Origin of the sequence: Arthrobacter sp. YAF34, assembly GCF_052113245.1 — a bacterium.
GTDB lineage: Bacteria > Actinomycetota > Actinomycetes > Actinomycetales > Micrococcaceae > Arthrobacter.
In genome coordinates this window covers 1-742 of record NZ_JBFRCV010000041.1, presented here as the reverse complement: position 1 = coordinate 742, position 742 = coordinate 1, and the positions used below count along the sequence as shown (strand labels likewise).

The 742-nt window shown below is 67.4% G+C and carries 1 pseudogene; it reads right to left on the bottom strand.

Going from position 1 to position 742, the window contains the following annotated elements:
• Positions 1 to 742, bottom strand: a pseudogene (locus AB4Y72_RS19670) (pyruvate dehydrogenase (acetyl-transferring), homodimeric type); the annotation flags it as partial.

The window sequence follows — 742 nt, the reverse complement described above, 5'->3', positions numbered from 1 at the left end:
TGCTGCAGGCCTTCACCGGTCAGGGTGGTGCGGCCGGCGGTGGCGCCGATGATGAACCCGCGGGTCATCTGGTCCGCGGCGGCCCAGAAGGAATCGCCGGTGCGCTGGAACCCGAACATCGAGTAGAAGACGTAGACCGGGATGAGCGGCTCGCCGTGCGTGGCATACGAGGTGCCCGCGGCGGTGAACGCGGCCACCGCCCCGGCCTCATTGATGCCCGGATGGATCAGCTGGCCCTGGGCCGATTCCCTGTAGGCCAGGACAAGGTCCCGGTCCACGGAGAGGTAGCCCTGGCCGTCCGGGTTGTAGATCTTTGCCGAGGGGAAGAACGCGTCCATGCCGAAGGTCCGGGATTCGTCCGGAACGATCGGAACAATGCGGTGTCCGAACTTCTTGTCCCGGAGCAGGTCCTTGAGCAGGCGCACAAAGGTCATGGTCGTGGCCGCCTGCTGCTTGCCGGAGCCGCGCTTGGCCACCTCATAGGTTTTGGGGTCGGGAAGCTCCACGGGTGCGTGGTCCGGCCGGCGTTCGGGGACGAAGCCGCCGAGGTCGCGGCGGCGTTCCAGGAGGTACTGGATTTCGGGGGCGTCCGGGCCGGGGTGGTAGTACGGCGGCCGGTAAAGGTCGGCCTCGAGCTGGTCGTCCGTGATCGGGATGCGCAGGTGGTCGCGGAAGGCCTTGAGGTCGGCCATCGTGAGCTTCTTCATCTGGTGGGTCGCGTTGCGGCCCTCGAAGTGGGTGC